Source organism: Vibrio penaeicida (assembly GCF_002933855.1).
In the GTDB taxonomy this organism is placed as follows: Bacteria; Pseudomonadota; Gammaproteobacteria; order Enterobacterales; family Vibrionaceae; genus Vibrio; species Vibrio penaeicida_A.
This window is the reverse complement of sequence record NZ_BFAQ01000027.1, coordinates 1-23209: the sequence shown is the minus strand read 5'-3', so window position 1 is coordinate 23209 and position 23209 is coordinate 1. Positions and strand designations below refer to the sequence as shown.

The 23209-nt window shown below is 45.6% G+C and carries 19 protein-coding genes and 1 pseudogene; 9 read left to right on the top strand and 11 right to left on the bottom strand.

The window, feature by feature from the left end:
* Nucleotides 1-38 precede the first annotated feature (38 nt).
* Complete coding sequence (locus VPNCDNU1_RS15430) at nt 39-494, top strand: HPP family protein (protein ID WP_104401146.1); 456 nt, start codon at nt 39-41, stop codon at nt 492-494.
* Here VPNCDNU1_RS15430 and VPNCDNU1_RS15425 read toward each other — a convergent pair.
* Both VPNCDNU1_RS15425 and VPNCDNU1_RS15420 read right to left on the bottom strand, forming a co-directional pair.
* Nucleotides 491-1696, bottom strand: a complete 1206-nt coding sequence (locus VPNCDNU1_RS15425; RefSeq protein WP_104401145.1) for an MFS transporter — start codon at nt 1694-1696, stop codon at nt 491-493. The two genes, VPNCDNU1_RS15430 and VPNCDNU1_RS15425, sit on opposite strands and share 4 nt — an antisense overlap.
* Nucleotides 1697-1733: 37 nt before the next feature.
* The gene (locus VPNCDNU1_RS15420) at nt 1734-2624 is read right to left on the bottom strand and encodes a dihydrodipicolinate synthase family protein (protein ID WP_104401144.1); all 891 of its coding nucleotides are present in this window, start codon (nt 2622-2624) and stop codon (nt 1734-1736) included.
* Between the two features lie 165 nt (nt 2625-2789).
* Here VPNCDNU1_RS15420 and VPNCDNU1_RS15415 point away from each other — a divergent pair, with 165 nt between their 5' ends.
* Nucleotides 2790-4088, top strand: a complete 1299-nt coding sequence (locus tag VPNCDNU1_RS15415) for an aminotransferase class I/II-fold pyridoxal phosphate-dependent enzyme (RefSeq protein WP_104401143.1) — start codon at nt 2790-2792, stop codon at nt 4086-4088.
* A gap of 197 nt (nt 4089-4285) precedes the next feature.
* Here VPNCDNU1_RS15415 and VPNCDNU1_RS15410 read toward each other — a convergent pair whose 3' ends face one another.
* The 3 genes from VPNCDNU1_RS15410 to VPNCDNU1_RS15395 form a co-directional block, all read right to left on the bottom strand.
* A complete protein-coding gene (locus VPNCDNU1_RS15410; RefSeq protein WP_104401142.1) occupies nt 4286-5731 on the bottom strand; it encodes a serine hydrolase domain-containing protein in 1446 nt (481 codons plus the stop codon).
* 643 nt (nt 5732-6374) lie between these two features.
* Complete coding sequence (ileS, locus tag VPNCDNU1_RS15405; RefSeq protein ID WP_104401141.1) at nt 6375-9566, bottom strand: isoleucine--tRNA ligase; 3192 nt, start codon at nt 9564-9566, stop codon at nt 6375-6377.
* Nucleotides 9567-9860: 294 nt separating this feature from the next.
* Nucleotides 9861-11186, bottom strand: a complete 1326-nt coding sequence (locus VPNCDNU1_RS15395) for a trypsin-like serine protease (RefSeq protein ID WP_104401139.1) — start codon at nt 11184-11186, stop codon at nt 9861-9863.
* Nucleotides 11187-11652: 466 nt separating this feature from the next.
* Here VPNCDNU1_RS15395 and VPNCDNU1_RS15390 point away from each other — a divergent pair, with 466 nt between their 5' ends.
* From VPNCDNU1_RS15390 to VPNCDNU1_RS15360, 7 genes are all read left to right on the top strand, one after another.
* Nucleotides 11653-12693 (top strand): LacI family DNA-binding transcriptional regulator, encoded by a 1041-nt coding sequence (locus VPNCDNU1_RS15390; RefSeq protein WP_104401138.1) that lies wholly within the window; start codon nt 11653-11655, stop codon nt 12691-12693.
* 230 nt (nt 12694-12923) lie between these two features.
* Nucleotides 12924-13865 (top strand): substrate-binding domain-containing protein, encoded by a 942-nt coding sequence (locus VPNCDNU1_RS15385; protein WP_167404807.1) that lies wholly within the window; start codon nt 12924-12926, stop codon nt 13863-13865.
* A gap of 122 nt (nt 13866-13987) precedes the next feature.
* On the top strand, nt 13988-14806 hold the full coding sequence (locus VPNCDNU1_RS15380) for an ATP-binding cassette domain-containing protein (RefSeq protein ID WP_201797130.1): 819 nt from the start codon (nt 13988-13990) through the stop codon (nt 14804-14806).
* Nucleotides 14807-14820: 14 nt separating this feature from the next.
* On the top strand, nt 14821-15816 hold the full coding sequence (locus VPNCDNU1_RS15375) for an ABC transporter permease (protein ID WP_237324148.1): 996 nt from the start codon (nt 14821-14823) through the stop codon (nt 15814-15816).
* Between the two features lie 7 nt (nt 15817-15823).
* Complete coding sequence (locus VPNCDNU1_RS15370) at nt 15824-16912, top strand: phosphotriesterase family protein (RefSeq protein WP_104401136.1); 1089 nt, start codon at nt 15824-15826, stop codon at nt 16910-16912.
* A 55-nt stretch (nt 16913-16967) separates the two neighbouring features.
* Nucleotides 16968-17738 (top strand): glutamine amidotransferase, encoded by a 771-nt coding sequence (locus VPNCDNU1_RS15365; RefSeq protein ID WP_104401135.1) that lies wholly within the window; start codon nt 16968-16970, stop codon nt 17736-17738.
* A gap of 83 nt (nt 17739-17821) precedes the next feature.
* Nucleotides 17822-18928, top strand: a complete 1107-nt coding sequence (locus tag VPNCDNU1_RS15360) for a M20 family metallopeptidase (RefSeq protein WP_104401134.1) — start codon at nt 17822-17824, stop codon at nt 18926-18928.
* A 164-nt stretch (nt 18929-19092) separates the two neighbouring features.
* Here the strand turns inward: VPNCDNU1_RS15360 and VPNCDNU1_RS15355 are convergent, their stop codons facing one another.
* The 6 genes and pseudogenes from VPNCDNU1_RS15355 to VPNCDNU1_RS28970 all read right to left on the bottom strand — a co-directional run.
* Entirely contained in the window at nt 19093-19377 is a 285-nt protein-coding gene (locus VPNCDNU1_RS15355; RefSeq protein WP_104401133.1) for a type VI secretion system PAAR protein, read from the bottom strand.
* A gap of 40 nt (nt 19378-19417) precedes the next feature.
* Nucleotides 19418-19948 (bottom strand): hypothetical protein, encoded by a 531-nt coding sequence (locus VPNCDNU1_RS15350; protein ID WP_104401132.1) that lies wholly within the window; start codon nt 19946-19948, stop codon nt 19418-19420.
* 74 nt (nt 19949-20022) lie between these two features.
* Nucleotides 20023-20289 (bottom strand): hypothetical protein, encoded by a 267-nt coding sequence (locus tag VPNCDNU1_RS15345; protein WP_145959461.1) that lies wholly within the window; start codon nt 20287-20289, stop codon nt 20023-20025.
* A gap of 25 nt (nt 20290-20314) precedes the next feature.
* Complete coding sequence (locus VPNCDNU1_RS15340; RefSeq protein WP_104401130.1) at nt 20315-21277, bottom strand: PoNe immunity protein domain-containing protein; 963 nt, start codon at nt 21275-21277, stop codon at nt 20315-20317.
* A complete protein-coding gene (locus tag VPNCDNU1_RS15335; protein ID WP_237324147.1) occupies nt 21277-22608 on the bottom strand; it encodes a hypothetical protein in 1332 nt (443 codons plus the stop codon). The genes VPNCDNU1_RS15340 and VPNCDNU1_RS15335 overlap by 1 nt, the downstream gene beginning before the upstream one ends.
* Nucleotides 22608-23209: pseudogene (locus VPNCDNU1_RS28970) on the bottom strand (type VI secretion system tip protein VgrG); the annotation flags it as partial. The gene VPNCDNU1_RS15335 and the pseudogene VPNCDNU1_RS28970, both read right to left, overlap by 1 nt.

The window sequence follows — 23209 nt, the reverse complement described above, 5'->3', positions numbered from 1 at the left end:
GACAACTCTGTCTACTTTTTTGTTTTTAGTGAGATAATATGAACAACCATTTAGTTTCTTGTATTGCAGGAGTGGGAGCAGCGTTAGCGATTGGCGTTTTAACGCATTTAGAAGCATCCATAACCGAAGTCGCGCTGATCATGGCACCTTTTGGGGCGACAACCGTCCTAGTTTTTGGCTTACCCAATAGCCCGTTAGCGCAACCTAAGAATGTTGTATTTGGCCATTTGATTACCGCTTTAATTGGGGTGATTTTTACGCAATGGATCGGGGTAACGCCATTAACGTTGGCGATAGCGACAGGGCTAGGCGTGTCCATGATGCTGCTAACCAAAACAACCCACCCACCTGCTGGGGCGAACCCCATATTCATTATGTTATCTGGGCAAAGCTGGTGGTTTTTGATCTTCCCTGTGCTGAGTGGGGCGTTGATCATTGTCGCTGTAGGTAAGTTGTTTCAATTACTGCAAGGTCGCTTACTCAACAGGCTCTAGTTCTTGCCATAGTATCGGTGAAGTTGGCTCATGGCAGCGAACCCAAGTATGACGATCAAACTGACCCATAACGTTGTTTGAGGAGACTGCTCTGCCAAGACGCCAGCGAGATAGCTACCAACCGAGACTGCCCCAATTTTCATGGCGGCGATCCACATAAAGACCTGAGAAGTACTTTGTGGAGGGGCATATTCCGTTCTTGCCGTTAAAGTTGCAGCAAAGAAAAAAGCATTGGCAATGCCACAAACCAGAAAAGCCCCTAGCCCAAATGAGTAGGACGTGGCAGTCACGATGAATAAGATCCCTGCGGCGACACCCAGAGAGGAGATCGTCATACTCGGATCGGCTTCTTTTTGATTTGGCCATCGGATTAAAAATATCGAACCAAGCAAGTTCCCAATTCCATAACCACTCACTAGTGTCGCGGCACTGGCTGCGTCTTGCTGCCAGTCCGACACTAAAAATATGGCGCAAATTGGCAATGCTGCCAAAGAAAAAGAAGTGGCCATGGTGAGATAAAGTGTGCGGCTTAACGCGCCGTTTCGAAGAATCTGCTTTGCGACCACTGCGACGGATGGCACAGCTTGTTTGTTGCTGGCTTTGTTCTCATGCTTGGGTAGCTTCATCACCAAAAAGGCAGTGATCAAAGGCAGCACTGCGATTGTCGCTACAGCTACCTGAGCATTGAAGTTTTTTGTAAGAAACGCCACCAGCATGGGTCCAATTGTTGTGCCTATGGCGTAGCAAGCGACATCCCATCCTTGGGCTTTTCGTCTTAATTGCTGGTTGGCTTTGAAAAGGTGGTTGAGTTGCCCGCTAATGCCACCCATCAAAAAGGGAGCAGAACCTCCGCATACAACTAAAATAGCCACTAGAGCGGAGTAAGGAAGTGTGGGGAAAAGTAGGGCAGCCAACAGTAAAAACGCACTGTAACAGCAAGCGGCGAATGCGATTAACTTACGCGAATCGGTCACTGTATCCAGAAAGCGTCCCCAAATGGGTCCCAGCAAATGCGGAGCCGTAAGGCACGCAGCAAGTATGCCTATCTGTTGGCCGTTAATACCATTTTCGGCAGCCAAAACCAAAATGCCGACAGTCGCTGCACCTGTCGCTGTTCGCGCAAAACTGGCAAGAATGGCGAAAAGAGTAAGCAGAGCAGAAGTGCTATTAAGCTCAGGGTGTTTTTTGCTTATACCGTCCATACTTTTGCTCCTACTCTCTTTTCTTCTTTCTTGAGCGTTAGATCAGTTCTAATTCTGAAATAAGCTTGTGAAGGTGTGCTTGCGACTCGGGGTTAAGCCCAGTGAGTGGAGCAGGTAAACACGGGGCTTCGGCATACCCTAATATTTCGGCGGCTGTTGCCATGACTCGCATTCCCCCAAGGTTTTGTGAGAACAGATCCCACAAAGGATCGAATTTTTGTGAAAGCTCTGTGGCTTGCGTGGAATTACATTGTTGAGCTCGATAGAAGATATGCTGGGCGGTACGAGGGAAAAGACCCGCCAGCACGGAATACCAGATATCACAGCCAGATTGGATGCCGGAAGGCGCAAAGGCATCGCCGCTGACGCCAATCGTGACATCTGAAGGCAGAATAGCTTTGAGTTGCTGGATGCGTTGCTGTCCATTTTCTTCAAATGGCATACCAGGGAACTTGATCGATTTGATCATTTTCAACTTTGCGATTTCAGCGTGAAGTTCGTCTGTGAAAGTGAAGTGGGTTGCGGCTGGATTATCATAAACGCAAATCGGCACAGACACTTGTTCGGCAACCTGTCGGTACAATTCATACACTTCTTCTTGGGTTAATCGCTGATAAGAAAGGGGTGCAAGCAAAAGCCCTTCAACACCCAGCCTTTCGGCTTGCTCGGCATTGGCGAGTACATCTCTTAGCCTTAGTGAACCAATGCCCGCAAGTACCGGTATATGACCAGCATGTTCCACAGCAATCCGGATTGCCTGTTCTTTCTCCTCAGTATTTAAATAAGGATATAAACCGGTCGAACCGAGCGCACAGATAGAATCAATTTGAGCGTCGACCAAGCGGTTAATGAGCTTGGCGTAGGCAGCGTGATCCACTCGGTCATCATTAAAAGGGGTGATTGGGAAGGCACTTAATCCGGTAAACATATCGCGTATTCCTTTAGGCGTTAATGGTAGAGGAGGTTCTAAATGTTTGACTCAGTACGTATAGAGTGCACGCAAGCCTGCAAAGGGAAGACCACAGTGTTATCATTGTCCTAGTGCTAAACATTTATTGTCATAGTTCGATTAGTATATTGTCATAGGACAAAGATGGAAATCAAGATAAAAGGACAAACTGGCCAAGAAATTTTTGAGTCGGTTCGATCGCTCATTGCTTCTGGAGAGCTTGAAGAGGGCTGTGCTTTGCCCCCAGTACGGGAGCTGGCTCAAGAAGTGGGCGTGAATAGAAATACGGTTGCTGGTGTTTATCAACGCTTGGTGAAAGCGGGCTTGGCGGAAACCAAAGGCCGGTTGGGAACTCGGGTAAAAGCTCGGCAAGCAGCCGGTCAGCATGACGGGGTAACCGAAACTCAATTGGTGGATCTGGCGGATGGAAACTTAAAACGAGAGTGGCTCCCCGATCTAAACCAAGTTGCGCAACAAAGTAATTTTAAGCAGTTTGTTTATGGTGAATCCCCTATTTTGCCGGAAATGGAAGCATATGGCAGAGGGTGTTTTAAAGCGGACTGCCCTGAAGAAATGGGGTTCTCGATAACAGGTGGAGCCGTCGACTCATTGGAGCGTTTGTTGGCTACCCATTTACTTCCCGGTGACAAAATTGCTGTAGAAGACCCGTGTTATCTCGGATCAGCTAATGCTATTCAACTTGCGAGTATGGTTGCCGTTGGAGCCAATATGGACGGCGATGGAATGTTGCCGGATGAACTCGAAGCCCAGCTAAAAAAAGGAGCGCGAGCGGTGCTCTTCACGCCTAGAGCGCAAAACCCGACGGGGTGTTGCTACAGCGAACAACGCGCCCAAGAAATTCGTGATGTCCTTACTCGTTACCCCAATGTGCTGGTGTTGGTGGATGACCACTACGCGCTACTTTCTACCTGCGAATACCAGAATCTGATCCCAGATAATGCACAGTATTGGGCTGTGTACCGCTCAGTTTCTAAAGGGTTAGGTCCAGATCTTCGGCTGGCATTTGTAGCCGCAGATTTGGTGACGACAAAGCGACTACAAAGTCGTTTAATTCCGGGTATGACATGGGTAAGTCGCATTTTACAATCTATGGTTCTCACCGCATTACAATCTAAGTCGGTTCAAAAGCAACTTGTTGATACGAGCGAGAAGTGTCGTCAGAGCCGATTATGGTTGATCCAAGCATTGGCAAAACATGGATTATCCATTCGAGAGGATATTGAAGGAGTGAATGTTTGGGTGCCAGTGAAAGGTGATAGTCAGGCTTGTGCCTATGAACTGTCTAAACTGGGTTGGTTAGTCAGACCGGGAAGTTTGTATGATATCGATAGCCAATCGAAAGGGTTACGAATTACAACGGTTAAGCTGGATGAGCAGCAAGCTCAGCAACTGGCGAAAGATATCGTCTCGGTTTGTCTATAACTTCTGCCTATGGCTCCGTCTATGATCTATGACCTATGATTAGTGTTCTCAAAACGGAATACAAAAGGAGCTTAGTGGTCAGCTAAGCTCCTTAAGATTTTGAGATGATTAAGTTTTTGGGATGATTAAGGTTTTGAGATGACTAAGATTTTGAGAAGACTAAGATATGGCTGCTAATCTATGTTTCGACCATCTCATTAATTGAATATTGGGATAATATCGTTTTTCATTAGGTACATAGCGTCATTTCGATTGGCGTAGTTTGTCGCGGTTTTAACCACAACCAAATCCAAGTCTTTCACAATAGCGATCATTTGCCCGCCATAGCCCAAACCGTAAATGGTTTTATAGACTCGACCATCAACAAAGTGATCATCAAGCCACCAGTAATAGCCATAAGTACTGGCTCCTGGGCTGGTGTATAAGTAGCTACGGGTCGAATCTTCAATCCATTCTTTTGTTAGAATGGGTTCACCTTGCCATTTCCCGTCGTTATTCACCAGCATGCCCAGTTTGAGCATGTCTCTAGGGCGTAACATTCCACCGCCAGCGGTATTGCTTACGTCACCCATTTGCGCTGAGATATACGCATTTTTAAAACAAAGCTTAGATAGACCAGAATCGGTTACTGCGCCTGCGAATCGCTCTGTTTTATAGCTGTTGGCAATGATTTCCCCTGCGACGGTGACAATGCCGCCATTGTAGTTGAACTGGGTGCCCGGTTCGGATTTCAATGGGCGATCTAAAGTGAACTTAATTGGTGTATGGCTTTGCATTTCTTGATAGCGGATATTTTCAGGGTTGGAATAAGGAACGGTCCATTCATCCCAGTCCAAACCTGCCCCCATCATGAGCAAGTGCTCTAAGGTGATTTTGCTCTTTTCACCTTGCAGATACTGAGAGTGGTTAGGTAGCAGCTCGCCGAGTGGCTGCCGGATACCAGAAAGTTTGTTCTCGTATATGGCCACCCCAGTCATAAGTGATGTTAGGCTTTTGGTGACAGACTGAATCGAGTGAGGATAAGATTGCTTCCAGCCATTCATGTATTCTTCAACAATTAACCGACCATCTTTCATCACCAAAAAACTGCTGGCTTTTTGATAGAGATTTTCGTTGTTTTTGAATTTATTAAGCAGTTGATTGAGCTTGTCTTTATCGTATTTAGCGTCCTCATTTCTCACCAACCAATCTTCATTACATTTGGATTGTGTTTCCATGCTGTTGAACCAGCTCGATTGGTAGATCTTGTGAACCAAATCGTCGCCGTTGGCATCTTCCGCTCTGGCAAATGTGTGGTCGGTTCCCCAATAAGTGATGATCGCGTTGACGTAATTTCCGTTTATGTCGGAACCAAATTTGCCTTGAGTTCCCGTACCCGATTCCAGTGAGTGGAAGTGTCCTTCTGCATCAACGGTAATGGCTTCATGTCCCCATGCTGTCAAGATATAGTCTTGGTCACCATGTTGATAAAACTTAACGTGCGGAAGCCCTCCAAAGTTGGATGAAAACAAGCCTAAGTGCTTATTTGAAGAGACGGTATCCTGAGTGATGGCATCCTGAGCGACAGAAGTGAAAGGTATGGTGATAGCGAGTGTAGCGGCAATGGTGTAACTCAAACGAGTCAAAGGCAAAGAGAAACGCATAGTAAAATCCCTATAAAACCCGCCCTGTTTGAAGCTGCAACGACTGCCACCACAGCTTCAAACAGTTTGGGAATGAAATTAAAGCCTTATTCAATTTATATTAAACTTATCCCACATCTTATCTAAGGTTTCTAAAATGCGGCCTAGGAATAAGAATTAAATAAAATGATGATACAAACAGCCATATGAGTCATTTAGTGAAATAATTTGTCGTGCTCATTTTGTTTCGTCCATTTAATGTGCCAGAAGTAAGGTCAATGGAAGTTTGAGATTTTGTTAAGGATTGTTAATGCTGCGAGCGGGCATTGAATGGTAGGAAAAAGAAAAGGTTGGCTAAACTCGGTTAGCCAACCTTTTTATGTAGGTGTGTATACTCAAACCACCTCAAGGTGCTAGGTTCAGCGAGAATTGCTTGGTTTTCAGGCAAGGCACCGATTTGAAGATCTAGTGGTTCTAAATCTAGAATCGGTAACGCGGCATGAAAACCAAGCAAACTCGCCCTTGGGAGCTTATCTTCTGTCCCCTTTCATCGTCAAAGAACTTGGAAAGGACTCGTCATTCCACTGCGTTCTTATCCTTGAACTGAAACAGAAGATAGAGCTCTGAATCCTGCACCTTGAGGTGGTTTGAGTATAGAGAGGGTTTATTTACGAACGTCGATACGAACGTCACCCATTTCCAGAGCGTGGCTTTCACCAGCATCTTCGGCTAACGAGAAATCCAACTGATTAGCTAGCGTTTCTTCTTGCAAGTAGTCTTGGTGCTTTTCAATCCATTTCTGAACGTCTGGCGAAGTGCTAATAGAAATAGAGATAGTATCCGTTACTTCTAGTCCCATGGTTTTACGGGTTTTCTGAATCCGGCTGATCACTTCTCTTACCATACCCTCAGCGATCAGTTCATCGGTGAGATTCGGGTCGATTTCCATGGAGATGAATCGATTGGATACCGCGTTAAATCCTTCTTTGGCTTTACGGTAAATGACGATCTCTTCCTCGGTGAAGCTCTGACCATCAATGTCGATTTGCCCTTGCTGCTGTAAGCGATCAATGTCATCTGCCGTTAACTGATCAATTAAGCTGGCGAAGTGCTTCATTTGCTTGCCAAGTCGTTTACCCAATACAGGGAAGTTCGCCTTGGCGTACAATTCGATAAACTGATTTTCTTCAGTGCTGAAATCGAGGGTTTTGATGTTCAGCTCCGACTTGATGTAACCGGCCAATCGTTCTACATCACGCAACTCTTCAGGATCACGGTGAAGTACCGTTGCGCGGCTAAGAGGCGTTTTGGTTTTGACTTTCATTTCGTTACGCTTCTGACGTCCCATGACGACGAGGTGCTTGAAGCGTTCGACACTGTTTTCCAGTTCCAGCTTTTTCGCTTCGGTGTATGGTTGCGGGTAATCGCACAAATGCACTGAAAGTGGCTGATTATCTTCTTTCGAATAGCCTTTGAGCTCTTGGTATACATGCTCCGACAAGAAAGGCGCAAATGGTGCCATCAGCGTCGAGAAGGTATTCAAGCAGTAATAAAGCGTAGCGTACGCGCTGTCTTTATCTTGGTTCATTTCAGATTGCCAAAAACGTGCGCGGTTTAAGCGAATGTACCAGTTGGTTAAGTCGTCCAAGAATTCAAACAAAGGTGGCACTACTTCATACAAACGGTACGCCTGCATTTCTGTGTTTACTTTCTGCTTCAAGCTTTCTAATCGAGACACGATCCATTGGTCCAAGATGTTATCGGTGTCCAGTTTGCCCGAAGCTTTCCAATTGTCGATATCGGCGTAAGTCTTAAAGAATTTGAACCCGTTGTACCAAGGAAGCAGCACTTGTCGCACCATTTCTTGAACGCCGCTGTCTGCGAACCTTTGCTCTTCTGCTTTTACCAAACCGGAATTGATCAGGTACAAGCGCAAGGCATCGGCACCGTATTCTTCCATTAGGATGTCTGGCGCGGTGTAGTTCTTCAAACGCTTGGACATCTTTTTGCCGTCTTCCGCCATCACGATGCCGTTAACAATCACGTTGCTGAACGCAGGCTTGTTAAATAGGGCTTCGCTGAGCACTTGCAGGGTGTAGAACCAACCGCGAGTTTGATCGACCCCTTCAGCAATGAAAGAAGCAGGGAAGTTGGATTCAAATTTCTCTTTGTTTTCGAACGGGTAGTGAGCTTGAGCGTAAGGCATGGAGCCAGACTCAAACCAGCAGTCGAACACTTCAGGAATGCGGTGGTAAACCCCTTCTTCGTTTGGCAAACAAAAGGTGAGATCGTCCACGTGGTCGCGGTGTAAATCAGACACTTCTTTACCCGTCAGTTTCGTCAGTTCCTCAATCGAACCGATGCACACGTGGTTACCTGTTTTATCGTTGATCCAGATTGGAAGCGGCGTTCCCCAGTAACGATTTCGGGAAATCGCCCAATCGATCGCATTTTCCAACCATTTGCCCATTCTTCCTTGCTGGATATGTTCTGGAACCCATTTGATTTGCTGGTTGTTCTTGACCAGATTGTCGCGAATTTCGGTCACTCTTACATACCAAGAAGGCACGGTACGGTAGATGATTGGTGTATCGGAACGCGGGCAGAATGGGTAGCTGTGCATCAGCGTTTCTTGGCGATACAGCAACCCTTTGTCTTTAAGGGCATGAAGGATAGGTTTGTCGGCATCTTTCACATAGGTGCTGGCAAAATCATCGACTTCTTCCGTGAAGCGACCACGTGTGTCTAGTGGGCAAACGCTGACTTCTACGCCGTGTTCACGACATACGCGTTGGTCGTCTTCACCAAAGGCGGGGGCCATGTGAACAATGCCTGTACCGCTATCTAGGGAAACATAACCATCCGCAAGCACTTGGAATGCGCCTTTCTCACTGTGAGCGGAGAAGTATGGGAAAAGTGGCTGGTAGGTTTTGCCTGTTAGCTCGCTGCCTTTTGCTTTGGCTAGTACTTCGAATTCGTTGTTTTTCAGAACCACTTCCATTCTGGCTTCGGCGAGCCAGAGGGTTTTATCCGCGGCTTTGTCCTGCACTTTTACGTAGTCAATATCTGGGTTAACACAGAGCGCTAAGTTAGAGGGTAAAGTCCATGGCGTGGTTGTCCATGCGGCGAGGTAAGCATCTTCATCGTCGAGTTTGAATAGAACGGTTGCTGCCGGATCTTGAACGTCTTTGTAGTTGGAAGAAGCTTCAAAGTTAGAAAGAACCGTTTCCAGTTCGGTAGAGTAAGCGACCACTTTCTCGCCTTGGTAAACCAAACCTTTGTCCCAAAGCTGCTTGAAGACCCACCAAACGGATTCCATGTACCATGGTTCCATGGTGCGATAGTCATTTTTGAAATCGACCCAACGACCCAAACGAGAAATGGTTTTTTCCCACTCTTGGGTATAACGCTGCACGATGCCGCGACATTCATCGTTGTATTTGGTGATGCCAAATTTTTCTACTGTCTCTTTTGCAGACATGCCCAAAGCTTTATCGATTTCGTGTTCGATGGGTAATCCGTGGCAATCCCACCCGAATCGACGTTCCACGTGATGACCTAGCATGGTTTGGTAACGAGGAACGATGTCTTTGATGGTTGAGGCAACAAGGTGGCCATGATGAGGCAGACCCGTTGCAAACGGAGGACCATCATAGAAGATAAACTCAGGCTTGCCTTTGGATTGCTCAAGTGACTTTTCGAAGACTTGGTTTTGCTGCCAAAAACTCAATACATCGTGTTCAGCTTGTACGAAAGAAAACTTCGTTGACGAAGTTGATTGGGTCGATGAAGCTTTTTCTTGGGATGACAAAGCTGCTTGGGGTGATGAAGCGGCTTGGCTAGGTTGTGTCGACATACTTACCTCTAATGGGTTTTCCTAAGAGGTTAAGTAAAAAACCCACCTCTTAGGTGGGTTTTTTTAGATTCTTAGCTGCGTAAGCTATCCCACCATTTCGATTGAAATGATGATTATAATTCGTTGGATACCAGCTTGCGCGATTGTGTTCATAAATGCAGCATCGCAGAATGTGCTGTACCTGTCAATTAAGTTGGCTACGTAATCTTCACGTTGGCTAACATATTCTTCAGGTTGGTCAACACATTCTTCACGTTGACTAAACACAGGCTAGCCAACGCGAATTTTAGACGACTACGCCCCAGTGCAAGTATCTGCACCTTGATCAAGCCAAGTGCCAAACTTTCCAGTGTCTGCCGGTTCTGTTTGGTTCCAGTATCTCGCTTTCCAGATTCTGCCGTTCCAGCTCACTAAATCGCCAGATTGGTAAGCTTTTCCGTTTTGCCAAGCTTCCGCACAGCCATTTCCTGGGTTTGTTGGGTTGGAGGAGTCTGTAACTGTCGCTTTTATTGCAGCGGTGTGAACCGTTGTGCCTGTTCTATCGATGGTGAAGTCCAGCTTCACTTCTGCGGTACCTGCTGCGGTAGCGCCAAATGTTGCTTGTATGGAGCACGCTCTGCCCGCAAGCAGTGGCGCGGTTGTGCATTTATCGATTGTCATCGCTGGTGTTTCTGCAACCCCCAATCCTGTTAAGTTTGCTGACGTAATATTGATGTCTGCCGTGCCAGTATTACGAATAGTAAAGAAGTGCTTTTTGGTTTGCCCAAGCTCGAACCCTTCAACCTGAATCGATTTCTTGTAAGTGAAGGCGACTTGGTCGTCTGGATGGGCGATGACCCCTTTGATCCAATCGTGGTAATGCGGCACATCGCTGTATACACCATATTTGCCCGGACGAGCACAACCGACTCCCCAGCTCACTACACCAAGTTGGCTGACTTGTCCGCCTTGGTTAACAACGATTGGACCACCGCTGTCACCAGAGCAAGAGTCTTTCCCACCTTCAAGGTAGCCTGCACAAAATGCCGATTTTCCGATATAACCATTTTGATAAGCGCCACCTGCGGCGTTACAGGTTTCTGTTGAGACTAAAGGCACATCCACTTCCTGCAATACTTTTGGCGACGGGCCTTTTTCTACTGTGCGACCTAGCCCAGCAACGGTCAGCAAGTCGCCCACTCGAACATATTGGTTCAAGTTGGTTTGCCCCAAATTCACACCACTAAATCCAGTCGGTACGCTTTTCAGCTCAATTACGGCGATGTCGTTTAAGCCATACGCTGCTTCATATTCTGGATGCATAAATACGCGTTTTACCTCAAAGCGCGTGCCTTCTTTATTTTCAAACTTATAGCCACCCAGCTTCACGTCAAAAAAAGCGGTGTGTTTGTTTCGTAAGCAATGGGCAGCGGTGAGTACAAAGCCCTCTCCAAGGTAGCTACCGCCACAAAAAGAACGTTCGCTGTAGGAAGGAACGATCTGAGCGTAGAATGGCCAGTCTGCGGGGTTGGCATCGATGCCGTCTACAATTCTGGGTGTAATGTCAGAAGCGCTTGCTGTCATAGGCAGCATAAGGCTGGTGGCCACTGCCAGCATGCTGAGTTTCATCTGTGATTTCATGCTTTATCCTTTTCATTTTATGTTGTCCCAAACATTCGAAGGTTTGGGTATATGCCTCATTGGGCATAAAGCATGGTAGTCGTCTATTTTTTGCCCAACAAACTGATTTCGAAAATAAATAGCACTTAATAAATGTTATGCACTGAGTATCAAATGGCTGGCTGAAACAACACAGTGATCGGACAAGTTAGGGTGACTTTTATCTGAAATTACCGATAGTTAACGTATTGAATTCGATTAAGAAAATGATTTGAATATTCGTTCACAATAGTGAAGATTTATGCACGCTTACGGGAGTTTCCCGTTGATTAGATAATGGCAAAAAGTGAATCCTTGTCTAATGAACAGCGTGATTGAGATGGAGTGTTTAAAATTGCTATCGAAGAATACGCTTTCGACGTACAATTTTATTAGGGTCAACAGACCTTAGAAATTCTGCGAACTTGCCCAAGGAAAGGGGACTATAGTGGCTAAAACATCGTCTGCAACCATCTCGGATGTTGCTCGAAAAGCAAACCTATCCAAATCTGCAGTTTCTCGCTATCTAAATGGAAGCCTAAACCTCCCAAAGGAAACGGCGGAAAGAGTGAATGAAGCAGTCAAAGAACTCAATTACAAGCCTAGCCGATTAGCAAGACGTCTTAGCATTGGGGTGAGCGAAACGATCGGCCTTGCCGTTCCAGATTTATCCAACCCTTTCTTTTCCGAATTAGCGGATTCTGCAGAAGCGACCGCGTCACTTCATGGTTATGAGCTCAATATCTGTATTACGCGAAGCGATCCCGATCGCGAAGGGTTATACATTGGTTGGCTGGATACGCGAAACATTGATGGCTTGCTATTCATCACTAACCGACCGGATGACGGAAGCTTGAGCCGCTTAATTGGCGAACGAACCAACGTCGTTCTACTGGATGAGGATGTACCCAAAACAGGCGTAATAAAGATTTTTTCCGACAACGTGAAAGGTGGCTACATTGCTACCCAACACCTAATTCAATTGGGTCACTCGGATATCGCTTATGTTGGAGGTCCTGAAACGCTCATGAGTGTGCAAGAGCGATTCGAAGGTTATGAGTCGGCGATGAAAGAAGCGGGATTGACCTGTCATTCATCGCGTATATTCTTTGGTGAATACTCTCGTTCATACGGGAATCAAGTCGCGGATTGGATCGCGGCTCTGGAAAAACGACCAAGCGCGATTTTCTGTGGTAGTGACTACATTGCGATCGGGGTGATCGAAAGCCTGAAAAAATACGACATTCAGGTTCCTCAAGACATCTCTATTATTGGCTTTGACGATGTTAATTTTGCAGGTTTGCTAACGCCCTCTCTCAGCTCTGTTAGGCAGTCGGCCCAAGTCATAGGGCGTTTAGGTGTTGAAGCTTTACTGGGGATCTTAAAGCAGAGTCCATCGGAAGAGCCATCACCACTGACAAAACTGCGTCGTATACCGGTCGAATTGGTAGTACGCGACTCAATAAAGCCGTTAAACAGTGCCGATTGATTGGCTTGCTTCTGTGAGCGCGACGTCATATTTCCCATTTTCTCAATCTTTCCTTATTGCTTCTTTTTTTGAACAAATTCAATTGATTTGTTGAAAAACGACAAAATTCCCTTACTTCGTTATGGCTAAAAAATAACCATTATTGTTGACTTGAATAATTGCACTGGTTAATAATTGATCAAGTAAACCGGTTTACAAAATGAAAGTGGACTTCATAAAAGGACGGGAAAATGTTTAGGAAAACATGGAAATTACTTACTTCGTATACTGGAGCAGTCAGCTTGATTGTGGCTATGTCTTTTCAACCAGCAGTCGCTAAGGAAAAGTTGAGATTTGCTTTGGTGCAAATCAACCAACAAGCTTTATTTTTCAACCAAATCAATGAGGGAGCACAACGAGCAGCAGATAAAGCCGGGGTCGAGCTTTTGATTTACAACGCCAACGACAAACCTTCTGCTCAAAACGATGCAGTGGATGCCTACATTCAAGACAAAGTAGATGCCATTTTAGTATTACCGATCGACGTGAATGGTATTCGACCTGCGATTGTTGCGGCTAAAGAAGCGGGCATCCCTGTTGTGACTATCGATGGGATAGTAGAAGGCGTTAACGACGTGCAAGTTGGTGTAGATAATTTACTCGCAGGTAAACAAATTGGCGAGTTTATGACTCAGTACATCAGTGAGAAAAGTTTAAAAAACCCAAGTGTAGGCGTAGTTGGAGCCCTAAATTCTTACATTCAGAATGTACGCTTAGATGGATTTAAAAATGGGTTATCTAACGGAAAAGTGATCGATACGGTAGACGGCCGCAACGTTCAAGATGTAGCCCAAACGGCAGCAGAAAACTTATTGATTGCGAACCCAGGGATGAATTTGGTGTATGCCACGGGCGAACCTGCACTCATTGGGGCATTGGCCGCAACGGTTTCTCAAAACGCGAAAGATCGAATGCGTGTGTTTGGTTGGGATCTTACGGCACAAGCAGTCAAAGGTATTGATGAAGGCTGGGTTGTGGGCGTCATTCAGCAAAATACTTTCGGTATGGGTGAAGCGGGTGTGAACGCGGCGGTTGATCTAGTGAAAGGTAAAACTGTGGCCAAGCAGATTGATGTGCCTGTCACTATTGTGACTCAAGCCAACGTTGATGATTTTCGTTTTATGTTCAAGTAGCTAAGAGTTCAAGTAGCTATGTGCTCAAGTAGCGCATTCAACGCTAAAGCAAGCTAATGAGCACGAGTAATGGCAGTCGGAATAAGTAACGGAAGTCAGCAAGCAGTATAGGAGATCGCACGATGAATATGGATGTGCATCTGGATCGGATCAAGATGACGGGAATCAGTAAAACCTACGGGGCGATTCAGTCATTGAGAAATGTCGATTTAACATTAAAAGCAGGTGAGGTACTCGGTTTAGTAGGGGATAACGGCGCAGGGAAATCGACACTGACTAAAATTCTGTCTGGAGCGGTTTCTCCCACCAGCGGCACTATCTCTCTAGAAGGCAAAGCTGTGGTGTTTAACTCTCCGGCAGATGCCAGAGCAGAGCACATCGAAATGGTCTATCAAGATCTTTCATTGTGCGACACCGTGGACGTTGCCGGAAACTTGTTTATGGGAAGGGAACCAACGAAATCAGTTTTAGGGCTGAAGCTGATGGATAAAGCGGTAATGCACCAAGAAGCTTCCGAAATGTTGAAGGGGTTAGGGGTGAAAATCCCCAATACCCGAACTCAGGTGCAGCACTTATCCGGCGGACAGCGGCAAGCCATTGCGATTGCCCGCGCTGTGGCGTTTAACCCAAAAGTTTTGATTATGGATGAACCCACAGCGGCCCTTGCCGTTGCTGAAGTCGAAGCTGTGCTGGAGTTAATTAAGAAAGTCAGTCAGTTAGGTGTGAGTGTCATTCTGATTACCCACAGGTTGCAGGATCTTTTCCTCGTCTGCGACCGGATTATGGTGATGGGAGAAGGACGGAACATAGCGGAAAAACACATCAATGAGACGGATCTTTCTGATGTAGTGGATTTAATCGTGGGTCAAAAATTTACCGCTCAATCGGCACAAGGGATTTCCCCTTCAAGCAGCGAGCAACCCAATCTAGGGGGCGCATAATGGAGAGCCTTTCAATGTCGGATAATTCAAGGGAACTGAATCACTCGTTTTTTCGAAGACTGATACTGGAACATGCGGGTGTAGTGAGTATTGCTGCATTCTTTTTCTTGTGCGTTGTAGTGTTTTCTTTAAGTACTGATCATTTTATGACGTCGGGTAACCTATTGAATGTACTGAGGCAAAATGCGCCCCTTTTGATTGTGGCGTCCATCATGACTTTAGTGATTACAACGGGGGGGATTGACCTTTCGGTGGGATCAACTTTGGCTCTGACGGGGGCGTTGTCTGCGGTGGCGCTCAGCCATTGGGAAATGCATTGGGCTATTGTGGTTGTAGCGGCGTTGGTGTTAGGGGCGTTAATTGGTGCTATCAATGGCTACTTTATTGCCTATGAAGGCATTCCAGCTTTTATCGTTACGTTAGCAGCACTCACAATTATTCGAGGGATAGGCCTTCTGATTACTCAGGGATATTCTATCCCTATTCCCGACGATTCCCCTTTCGCCCATATTGGACGAGCATGGTTGTTTGATGTGCCATTGCCGGGGATCATCGCCTTTGCTGTGGTTGGCTGTGCTTACATTATGCTGAATAACATGAGGTATGGTCGGTATGTAACAGGGATTGGCTCCAATGCCGAAGGGGTTCGGCGTGCTGGAGTTAATACCAAATCCATTACTGCCAGCGTGTATGTATTAAGTGGTATGGCGGCAGCGTTGGCAGGCGTGATCATCACGGCGAGGCTCGGAAGTGGGTCATCCAACCAAGGTGTTGGGTTTGAATTGGAGGTAATTGCCGCGGTGGTCATTGGGAGCACCAACCTCTTTGGTGGTAGAGGAACCATCGTGGGAACGGTACTTGGCGCGTTAACGGTTGGGGTTATCAATAACGGGTTGATTCTGGCGCACGTGTCGCCTTTCTACACTCAGATCGTCACAGGGGTAATTATCCTAATCGCCATCTGGCTGAACACCCGAATCTTCAATCCTTCATCCAGCTCAAAGGGGTAGATTAAGTATGAAAAAAGGCACGATCTTTACCCACCCAACGCCACTGCCTGTCGGTGTGGATTCTGGCTACGTTATGACAGTACTCGGACCGATTCCGGTGGAACAGATGGGCGTAACACTGATGCACGAGCATATTTTGGTGGATGCTTCAGGAAAATGGGTTCCCCCTTGTTGCTGCTCTGACCGCCACTTTGCTGAGCGTGACGTAAGTGTTGATATGTTGAGTGATTTACGGAAAAACCCGCTGATCAATAAAGACAATTGCCAACTGTTTGACGAAGCATTAGCCATTGAAGAGTTAATGTTGTATGTCGAACTTGGCGGTGAAACCGTGGTTGACCCAACCAACATTGGTATTGGCAGAGACCCGCTTGCGCTGCAAAGAATTTCTCGCCGGACAGGTTTGAACATTGTTATGGGGACGGGGTTTTACTTAGAGCCCTCGCACCCTGAATATGTGGCTTCAAGTTCAGTAGAAGATCTTACCTCTAAGCTGGTATTTGACCTGGGAGGAAGCGCAGATAAGCCACCAGTGATCGCTGGGCTAATAGGTGAAATTGGCGTATCCAGCCGGTTTACAGCCAATGAAGAAAAAAGCCTTCGTGCGGCAGCAAGAGCCAGTGCATTAACACAAGTTCCGATAGAAGTGCACCTTCCTGGCTGGGAGCGTTTAGGGCACCGAGTTTTAGATGTGTTGGAGTCTGAAGGCGCCGATCTCAAACATGTGGTTTTGTGCCATATGAATCCGTCTTTCGAGGACGAAAGCTACCAACATGAATTAGCGGATAGAGGGGCATTCATTGAGTACGACATGATAGGCATGGATTACTACTACGCCGATGAAGATGCTCAATCACCTAGTGATCAGGACAACGCCAAAGCCATCTACAAACTGATTGAATTGGGCTATGAGCAGCAAATTCTTTTGTCTCAGGACGTGTTCCTGAAATCTATGCTCAAGAAATATGGCGGCAATGGCTACGGTTACATTCTAAAGCATTTTGTCCCCCAGCTTCGAAGGCTGGGCATAACTGGCGAACAGTTGGAAACGTTGCTAATCGCTAATCCTGCTCGCGTATTCTCAAGCATCAAATAGAACTAAATTAAGTGACGGCTAGGTATCTGACCGTCAATAACAAGGATAGAAAGCCATGACGAAGAAAAATGTTTTACTGGTCGGGGAATCTTGGACGACCAATGAAAGCCATACTAAGGGTTTTGATCTGTTTGCTACGGCAACATTCAAAACCGGAGCAACCGATTTTCTCGAACAACTGGAAGACAGCAACTATCAGATCACTTACATGACCAATCATGAAGCGCAGGAAGGGTTTCCAACGGAACTGGAAGAGCTGAATATTTATGATGTGGTGGTGTTGTCTGATATTGGCACCAATACTCTGCTGCTTCACCCTGATACTTGGGCAAAGAGTGCCAGAACACCAAACCGTCTCAAGTTGATTAAGGAATACGTATTAGGCGGCGGTTCGCTGATGATGATTGGTGGCTACCTGAGTTTCCAAGGTATTAATGGGTCGGCGCGATACCACGGGACTCCGGTGGAGGACGTGCTTCCAGTCACCTGTTTACAACGAGACGATAGGGTAGAGGTGCCTGAAGGATTTGTTGCCGAGTTGGTTTCTGAACACCCCATATTAAACGGGATTCAAAATGAAGAATGGCCTTATTTACTCGGCTACAACCAAGTCGTCGCTAAAGAAGGGGCAACGGTTATCGCCATTGAGCCTGAATCTCAACACCCGTTGCTAGCCTGCCAAGAGTTTGGTGAAGGGCGAGCCTTAGTTTGGACAAGTGATATGGCGGTACATTGGGTGCCAGAGCCTTTTATTGCGTGGCCGGGTTACAAACGAATTTGGACGAACTGCTTTGATTGGTTGACTGGCGCATCTCAATCAGCTTAAAGAGTCGCGTAGGTAAAAGGGTGTATTCCTCGTAAAAATACTACCCGCATAAAGAGTAATCACAGTGAATAATGGGAGGGGCTATGGATGCAGTATCGCTGACACAAAGATTGGTGAGTTTTCAAACGCTCAACCCACCGGGAAACGAATTTGAATGTGCCGAGTATCTTAAAAAACTGCTTATTCTTGAGGGCTTTACTGTTCGCACTCATACATTTGGCGAGAACAGATTCAATCTAGTGGCGAAACTCTCAGGTCGGCAAAATGGACCTGCTTTAGGGTTTACAGGTCATATGGATACAGTGCCGCTAGGAAACGCCAGTTGGGGCAAGGAACCATTTGGTGCCGAAGTGGTGAACGGTAAATTGTATGGCCGCGGTTCTAGCGACATGAAATCGGGCATTGCGGCGTTCATATCGGCGAGCATCCAGCACAAGGCTGCTATCAAACAAGGTAGCGGTGTTGTTCTTATACTGACTGGCGGTGAAGAAACAGGCTGTGAAGGTGTTAAGGCGATGGTTCAGGATAAATTTGATTTCCCTGAAATAGGTGCTCTAATCGTCGGAGAGCCGACAAACAATTACCCTGTTGTTGGGCATAAAGGTGCGTTATGGCTCAATGCTTCTTTTAAAGGTGTCACTGCTCACAGTGCCATGCCCGAGGAAGGTCACAACGCAATTTATGACGCCGCAGAAGCCGTTTTCTCGTTGAAACATTTATCGATTGGAAATCGCCACCCCTTGATGGGAAGCTTGACATTGAACATTGGCACCATTCAGGGAGGCATTAATATCAACTCGGTTCCAGATCACTGTGATTTTCATATTGATGTTCGCAGCGTCGAAGGCGTAAGCCATTCATGTGTGAGCCAAAAGATTCAACAATTAATTGGTGTTAATGGAAGCTTGGAAACCGTAATGGATTTAGCACCTATGTGTTCGGATCTCAACAATGAATGGATTACTCACTGTTTTAAAATTTGCCAGATCAGGCAGCCAAAGAAGCTGAAACCGACGGTTATGCCTTATTTCACGGATGCCGCCATCCTTAAGCCAGAATTGAACGATCTTCCCACCATTATATTGGGACCTGGCAGCCCAGAAATGGCGCATCAAACGGATGAATATTGCTATGTAGACAATATTACAGATGCGACTGAACTTTATGGCGAGCTTATTTCTTCTTGGTAAATTCCTATACCAATTTGATCCACTTGCAATCAAAATAGCCCCTTTGACGTCTTCAGATTGAACCCCAACCGTTGATAAAACTAAAAAAGCAAATAAGGGAGTACCTGCGGAATTGTTAAGTATTTTAGCTTAGGTAATCGGAGATGTAAGGTTGAAGATGGATTTTACCCAATAGTGACGGTTCCACCGCCAACTACGGAGCCACCACAGCTCACCGCATCACCCGAACGGGCAACGGGTTTGCCGTTCACAAATACGGTGCCAGAGCCCGCAGCAATACTCCGACCATGGGGGGGATGTTTAGGCTTTGCGTGAGGGACTAATGGGTCGCCAACTCGCGCAATGGGAATACCATCGGCTTTTACATCGGGAGATGCACCACAGACTGGCGTGGGAGGGAAACCGTCGTGAGCGGTACCAATATTTCCTAGAACAACTGCGTTACCCATACATTCCTCTTATACGTTTTAGATTGCGTGATTGAAGATTTTACTCGCTAGACCGTAGTGCCTTTAGTTTCATTACACCCCAAAGCTGATTGTAGAAAAATACGTTGCTTTTGGCGGGTTTAATTTCTTCATCGGACATGCAAAGCACTTGTCGAATTTTGTACTTAGGCAATGGAAACATTGCTTCCTGATTTTGTTCATCCATAAATTCTAATGTAGACCTGCCACTTTTGAGTATGTCTCGAGGCTCTATGCCTTTAGCAGTAATTTTTTCTAGAATTTTACTCATAGAAGTAGATGAACTTACAGCGCATTCAGAGTTACTTAGGCTGCCACTTTTCCAATAGAGGTACTTTTCAAATTCAGCTTTTTCTTCTTCGCTCATTTTGGTTGCAAGGTGAGAACGTCCGTCAATTTTTAGGTCTCTGCTTTCGCCCTTTGCAAATGCTTCAAATTGAACATTGAATTTGCCTGAGTCGTTAATGTAAACCGTGGATGTAATACCCAGGCTCGACCAAATCACAGAACTGATCCCAATCAATATACTTAAAGGTTTCTTTAATCTTATCACCTAAGTACTCCCAAAAATTTGCTGCCGTTTTTGTCGTTAAATTTGCAAAAAAGCTTGTCTAGTAGCGCAAGCCATCAAGGTTCTAAGAGATAAAGATTTCTTATGGAATCAACCAACTCCGATTCCTTAACAGTAAATTTCCAATGAGCTTCTATACCGCTAAGAGCTTTCTTAACTTTCTCTAAAATTTTATTAAATTCATCTACTGAAATTGTTTTCGAAAGTGAATCTAACGCCCAGTCAAAAACTTTCACACCTTGCTGTGTATTGCGGTTAATCGCACTGTTTCTAAGTTGTTCAAGTAAAATCTGCAACTTAACCACTTTGGTTTCAAATCTCATGTATTTTATATGTTGTTTTTGGCATTCAAACACTCACCCAGAATATCTTATTTTCATCATCATCTTGAGTAGGAAGTTTCTCCCCCTGATTGACGAAGGTGGACTCACTAGAAAGGTTACATACCCATTCCGAACTCACTGGGCTTTCATCATTTGGGAAAGCAATATGGTGCTGTGGAATATTATCTGGCTTTAGAGCTTCAGCAATACCAGTTTGACGGGAGTGCTCAACAAGGTCTTTTGGGTAAAAAGGTAAGTGGCGATAACTGGAATCATCCAGTTCATAAAGTACAGTAACAAGCACGGCTTCAAATGCCCAATAGCCAAAGTGAGTACTTCCGAGTTTATGCAAATTATACCAATAGCAGTCTTTGGAACCGTTGTACCAGCCTTTTAGGTATTGTTTTAATGACTCTTGTCTTTCCTCTTTAGAAGGGGTTACTCCGTCACCTTTAACTGACTCATAAAGGTGTTGATAAGATTTAGGAAAAGCCAAATAGTCTAAGCGTGGGAAGCCGATGTATCCTAGGCGAGCAAGAAGGATACTTAGTAAAGGATCATCTTCATCTTGAGGGTTCTTACTAATAGAGCGGACAATGTTTCTCATGTCATTTAAGTTTCCGGATAGTGCCGCAAATGACATAGCCCATAGTATGAAACGAAAAGAGTCAGGTTCCCAGTAAAGGTAATTAACCTGAGGAAAAGTCGATTTATGGCGATTAAATTCATCCAGAGCGTCTTTCATTAAAGCCGAGCAGTGTTTGATATCCTTACCTGCAGAGTACTCTAGAATACATTGCTCAAATTTGTGTAGTGCAAGTGACCAACTGACCCTTTTCCTAAGTGCCATACTGTTATTGGAATCGAGTATTTTTTTGTAGCGGTTACTTTTGTCTTTTGAGTAGTAAGACAGTAGTTTTTCGTAATGTGTTTGTTCTAAGAGTGAATCTCTTCGAATTGACTCAAATTGGTCTCTATTGTCAGCCATTAAAATACCCTGCTAATGCTGGTTGCGTCTTCATTCAGTCTTGTAATATTCACTACCTCTCCAGATTCATCAACAATCATAAGCCAACGTTCGTATTCTGATTCCATGATATCTTCAACAGCATCCATATCATCAATCTCTCTCCTCAATCTTGGATGTATCCACGCGTCACTCATTTGTTTAGCAGCAGGGAAACCTTCGGACCCTCTAGTTCTTGGTAGAATAGAACTTCTGGCTATACCGTCCGAATCTATGTATTTCCCTGAATCTAGACGAAACTTAGTTTCAGTGATGACAAAGGGAGGCGGAGGGTTGGCGTTTTGGTATATCCCATCGATACCTCGTCCTCGGGGGACATCTTCTAAAGATCGTACTTGTCTTGCTTCAGGTAAGATATTTCTATAACCATTATTGATCATATAGTGATCACTTATGATTTCACCGTAAAGCCCTTTTTGGGTCGTCGTCAAAATCCTTGGATTAATGTCGACTACTGAATCATCGAGTTGATGTAGGTTTGGTGACGGCGTATCTGGGAAAGCTCTATGCCCTTGATCGACTTGATCTTGTAATGCTTTGGCTACGTCATCAAGTAAACTTTGAACTGGTGTGAGTGCTTTCGCAATCATCTCATCCGCTTTTTGTCGTACGCTTAGCACAATAGTAAGCGCTTCTTGGAGCCAAATTTTGACACTGCTCGGTGCTATACGGCTGATTTTGCTTACCGTACCTTTTATGGCATCAATGACTTCGTCAAACAGTGAGAGTAAAAGATCGGCATTGACCATACCTTTCACTTCTTTGAGCTTGTTAACGACCTCCTGAAGAATGTCATAGATATTTCTGTCACCAAGAAGTTTTTGGACTTTAGGGTCAGCAAGGAACGCAAACACAGGGCGCATTGCTCTACCAACTAATACAAAAACATCTCCTCCTGCTTTGCGCAAAAACAAAAAGATTATTTTCAGTACACCTTTAACGACAGAGCCAAGAGAGGGGATCAATCCTATTATGGTTAGACAAAGCGCTACCCATGCCCACGTATCATTTGGCTTCTCGTTGATCTTTTTGCAGTTAGCGATGATATCTCGGCAATCGAGCACTTGGTCGACAATTGGGATCACACCTAATACGGCGTTGGCAGCAATCTGACCAGTGGTCATGTTTTCGTTAAAATCGCCTTGGAGCGCTTCCCAGATCCATTGGACAGAGGCTACCGCTGCGTCAGCAACTTGGTTGGCTTTTTGGATGACGTAGTCTTCGCCAGCATCGTATGCTTCTTCAAGGTTATCGTAGAGCCAGCTTAAAAGGTCATTTCCCCACATACTCATTAGCTCCCGAGCAACTTGTCAATTCGAGACAGCACACCAGAAACAGATTCGCGAGTCAGATCTTCAAAAGGCTCTTCTGGAGGATAGAAAACATTGGCAACACCATTTGGTGCATCTTCAATGAGCGCATAGCCATCGCCATCAAGCTTGCCCGTTACTTCTGTACCATCGCTCAGGATGGCTTTATAGCTTGCGTTAGCTTTTGGTTCCATATTTCCATCTAGATGAAAAAACTCGATTTTGTGTGTCTTTTCTTCGACAACGAGTTCTTGTGCATTTTCAGGCAGCGCACCGCCAAACCCACTGCCGCTGCCAGCGCTGCCGCCAGCGTTGAGGTTGATAGCTGGACCAACTAGGTGCACGCCTGCTGGGTCGATTTTGACAAAGCTGCCTCCTGCCTTAACGGTGATCTCAGAGCCTGCCTCAAGAACGATATTGCTGCCGGCTTTGAAATGGGTTTCCATTCCGGCTTCGTTAAGAGTCTTTGAACCTGATTTGGTATGGAAAGAGCCATCGACTATGGTGGATTTATCAGCGGTCACTTTCACTCGGCTTTCCCCATCTACAGTGAGGTGCTGATTATTTTTCACATGGGTAAACT

Bases quoted from the DNA above. Each gene is read 5' to 3' on its own strand.
- VPNCDNU1_RS15415 (WP_104401143.1), top strand. From the start codon at position 2,790: ATGGAAATCAAGATAAAAGGACAAACTGGCCAAGAAATTTTTGAGTCG.
- VPNCDNU1_RS15360 (WP_104401134.1), top strand. From the start codon at position 17,822: ATGGATGCAGTATCGCTGACACAAAGATTGGTGAGTTTTCAAACGCTC.
- VPNCDNU1_RS15380 (WP_201797130.1), top strand. From the start codon at position 13,988: ATGAATATGGATGTGCATCTGGATCGGATCAAGATGACGGGAATCAGT.
- VPNCDNU1_RS15345 (WP_145959461.1), bottom strand. From the start codon at position 20,289: ATGAGATTTGAAACCAAAGTGGTTAAGTTGCAGATTTTACTTGAACAA.
- VPNCDNU1_RS15335 (WP_237324147.1), bottom strand. From the start codon at position 22,608: ATGAGTATGTGGGGAAATGACCTTTTAAGCTGGCTCTACGATAACCTT.
- ileS (WP_104401141.1), bottom strand. From the start codon at position 9,566: ATGTCGACACAACCTAGCCAAGCCGCTTCATCACCCCAAGCAGCTTTG.
- VPNCDNU1_RS15340 (WP_104401130.1), bottom strand. From the start codon at position 21,277: ATGGCTGACAATAGAGACCAATTTGAGTCAATTCGAAGAGATTCACTC.
- VPNCDNU1_RS15425 (WP_104401145.1), bottom strand. From the start codon at position 1,696: ATGGACGGTATAAGCAAAAAACACCCTGAGCTTAATAGCACTTCTGCT.
- VPNCDNU1_RS15420 (WP_104401144.1), bottom strand. From the start codon at position 2,624: ATGTTTACCGGATTAAGTGCCTTCCCAATCACCCCTTTTAATGATGAC.
- VPNCDNU1_RS15355 (WP_104401133.1), bottom strand. From the start codon at position 19,377: ATGGGTAACGCAGTTGTTCTAGGAAATATTGGTACCGCTCACGACGGT.
- VPNCDNU1_RS15430 (WP_104401146.1), top strand. From the start codon at position 39: ATGAACAACCATTTAGTTTCTTGTATTGCAGGAGTGGGAGCAGCGTTA.
- VPNCDNU1_RS15395 (WP_104401139.1), bottom strand. From the start codon at position 11,186: ATGAAATCACAGATGAAACTCAGCATGCTGGCAGTGGCCACCAGCCTT.
- VPNCDNU1_RS15385 (WP_167404807.1), top strand. From the start codon at position 12,924: ATGTTTAGGAAAACATGGAAATTACTTACTTCGTATACTGGAGCAGTC.
- VPNCDNU1_RS15365 (WP_104401135.1), top strand. From the start codon at position 16,968: ATGACGAAGAAAAATGTTTTACTGGTCGGGGAATCTTGGACGACCAAT.
- VPNCDNU1_RS15375 (WP_237324148.1), top strand. From the start codon at position 14,821: ATGTCGGATAATTCAAGGGAACTGAATCACTCGTTTTTTCGAAGACTG.
- VPNCDNU1_RS15370 (WP_104401136.1), top strand. From the start codon at position 15,824: ATGAAAAAAGGCACGATCTTTACCCACCCAACGCCACTGCCTGTCGGT.
- VPNCDNU1_RS15410 (WP_104401142.1), bottom strand. From the start codon at position 5,731: ATGCGTTTCTCTTTGCCTTTGACTCGTTTGAGTTACACCATTGCCGCT.